Below are 2,724 nucleotides of genomic sequence, written 5' to 3'. Positions count from 1 at the left end.
GGAGTCGTGCCGCTAAGGATTGGAAGACGGCGATGAACCAATTCGCTATTCTTTACGCGGACCGGTTTATTCGGCCATCCGTGTGAATCTCAAACCCGCCCTGAACACGGAAATCCTGACACCCCCCCGTCAGGTTCGTTTTTAAATGCGCCAAATCTACGTAATGTTGCCGGATAGGATTTATCTTTTCTTGTACTGGAATACTGTAGCGGATCGGTCTGAAAACCGTCAGCGTTGCATGCTGACGGCGTAGACGACGCCATAGAATATGGTATTTGCTTATATGTCCTCAAATCGCAGCTTCGCTCCCAATGGGCCTTATTACCCCAACACAGGTAAAAAAACCGCTTACGACTTGTAAGCGATTTTTTACCTTCAGTATTTCAATTCATCTCTTACTGTTTATAAGGCGAGTCAGATATAAAACAAGTTGGCTCAACATCAAACTTTAATGGCCTTAGCCTAAAGATTACCGACGTACTAGCTTCAGTAGTAGAAACCTTTGTAGACGCGGTTACTTTTACAACGGACCATATTGAGTCAGCTTTCAAATAATCGAAGTTAAACTGCGCAATCCCAGATGCATCTGTAGTCACTTTGCTAGGCATCGAACCCGCCGCTGATCTTGCTGGTTCTAAAATATTGTTTTTGCTAACTACTGCCGGATTGGGGCAGACATATGGAACTATTTTACCGTTAGCATCCTTATCACTGGCGTTGTAACACGCAACCGTACGATTGAAGCTTATATTATTAACCTCAACTCGTTTTTCATCTTCATCGGTATCAAGCAGGCCATTGCCTATAGATGTCTGAGGAATATTTAAACCAGTGATTGAATTCCAATTACCCAGAAGATCTTCGGCAACAAAAGTCTTGGCAACTTGACAACCAAACCCTGTAGAGAAGGCATAAGGAGTCACGGTTAATGTTACATCAGCCCCAGCTACTGGGTTACCCCCACTATCAGTCACCTGAACTGACATCGGAAGTCTATACGCAGTATCATGCATAATGGCCTCTATAACACTAGCTTGGCCAATTGTCACAGATTCAACTTGCTCACCAATTATCACAGGTGCTTCAGCCGTTATTGCGGTTCCAACCACCGTTGCCACAACGTTAATACCGTTAACACCGACTGGAGACACGACTGAGCCGGATATAAAGGTGGTGCTTGCTTGCCCTATTCCTAAACTCTGTTCGGCAGTTGATGCGGTATAAGCAATAGCAGGGGCAATACTTTCCCCGCCACCAACCGGATTTTTAATTGTAAAGGCAACTGGCATATTGGCTATAGGCTGGCCTGCCGCATTTAATACAGTAGCGATAATAGAAATCGACTTGATGTCAGTTCCACTACTGGTACCTAAAGTGCTGGAGGAGGATGCCCGAACCGTAATTTTTGCCGCATCACCAACAGGCGGCAATACAGTAAATATCGCGCTTGCAGTTACTGCAGGTTTAGCTGCATCCAGAGCACTAATCGTTGCTATACCCGCTAAAGAAGAACTAAATGTAGTCGTTGCTTTACCGTTAGCAACCGGGATATCTATAGTTGCCGCTCCGTTACCAAACAAGCCTAACGTTGTGGTTAACCTAACAGTAGTAACGCCTGGTGCATTGACGGTTATATCAGTTAAAGTCCCTGTTGCCAAAGGTGACGGAGAAGAATTAGGCGTTTCAAAACCGAATGCGTTACCACCAGTAATTGTAAAATCTAACGTCTGCGTTGCGTTTAGCGCCTCGGCTTGTAGTTTAACTGTACCAGTAGATGTCCCTGTTACCGTGATGGTGTCTCCGCTCCTAATTACCGACTTAGAGAGACTAACAGAGCCCGATCCTGAAGTACTTAATGTTATATCTTGGTCTGGAATGCTTTGATCTGAACTATCCACCAAGCTTATGGTTAACGACGAAGTACCACTTGGTGCCGATATGTTTGTTGTCGTAGGCGCCGCCTTAATTTTTGTACCCGTGATCAAAATCGGTATTTGCCCTATTACGCCAGTCGCGGTGGCTGTAATGGTTTCCGTCCGATTACTTCTATTAGCGCCAGCCCAAAACTTGCCACTGATAGTGCCATCATCTTTTGTTACTGCATCAGCAAGTATAGTTGAACCTAAGGGAGTAGAAACATCAATTGCTATACCCTTTATTACTCGATTTCTTGAGTCAAGAGCAGTAATTTTAATATCAGCCGAATCACCGCCATCAGTTTTTAGCGTTCTAGTAGAAGAGGTAATCACCAGCTTTGCTGCAACTGGTGTGATCGGTGGTGGTGGTGGTAGTGGAGTTGGTACTGGTGTTGGAGTTGGTGTTGGTGTTGGTACTGGTACTGGTACTGGTGTTGGAGTTGGAGTTGGAGTTGGAGTTGGAGTTGGTATTGGTGTTGGTACTGGTGTTGGAGGAGGGGTATCTTCGCCACCACCGCAGCCTGTTAAACCAATGCAAATAGATAAGATTGCTGCAATTAGTGCTGATTGCTTACTCAAAATAAAACCCTTAGATACATTATTTAGTAATTGGTTATTTTTTCAAACTGGCGAGGCTTTGTTGCATAACACATCCGCCTGACGCTGGTCTGTCACTTCAACGGGCCTGTCAGTAATTTCGTGTTCAGGGCATATCATGCTCCCAAGGAGAATGTATGCCTCGCAAACAGAAAAACCAGCCCATCGCTTTGCCCTCGATTTCTGCCGAACTGCTGGCGCAATTCGGCAA

The 2,724-nt window shown here is 45.2% G+C and carries 2 protein-coding genes; one reads left to right on the top strand and one right to left on the bottom strand.

Annotated elements, in window-relative coordinates; genetic code table 11:
• Positions 1-395: 395 nt before the first annotated feature.
• Positions 396-1,898, bottom strand: coding sequence for a hypothetical protein (locus CSQ89_RS20955; protein WP_158229082.1), 1,503 nt, complete (start codon positions 1,896-1,898; stop codon positions 396-398).
• Positions 1,899-1,905: 7 nt separating this feature from the next.
• Here CSQ89_RS20955 and CSQ89_RS22710 point away from each other — a divergent pair, with 7 nt between their 5' ends.
• Entirely contained in the window at positions 1,906-2,577 is a 672-nt protein-coding gene (locus CSQ89_RS22710; protein ID WP_158229081.1) for a hypothetical protein, read from the top strand.
• The last annotated feature ends 147 nt before the right edge of the window (positions 2,578-2,724 follow it).

It is taken from the genome of Chitinimonas sp. BJB300, assembly GCF_002735695.1.
Taxonomy (GTDB): domain Bacteria; phylum Pseudomonadota; class Gammaproteobacteria; order Burkholderiales; family Chitinimonadaceae; genus Chitinimonas.
The sequence above is the reverse complement of the archived record's forward strand: the minus strand, read 5'-3'. Positions and strand labels throughout refer to the sequence as shown.

What these genes read in the sequence shown, in the direction of transcription:
- CSQ89_RS22710 (WP_158229081.1), top strand. Translation starts at nt 1,906, where the DNA reads ATGGTTAACGACGAAGTACCACTTGGTGCCGATATGTTTGTTGTCGTA.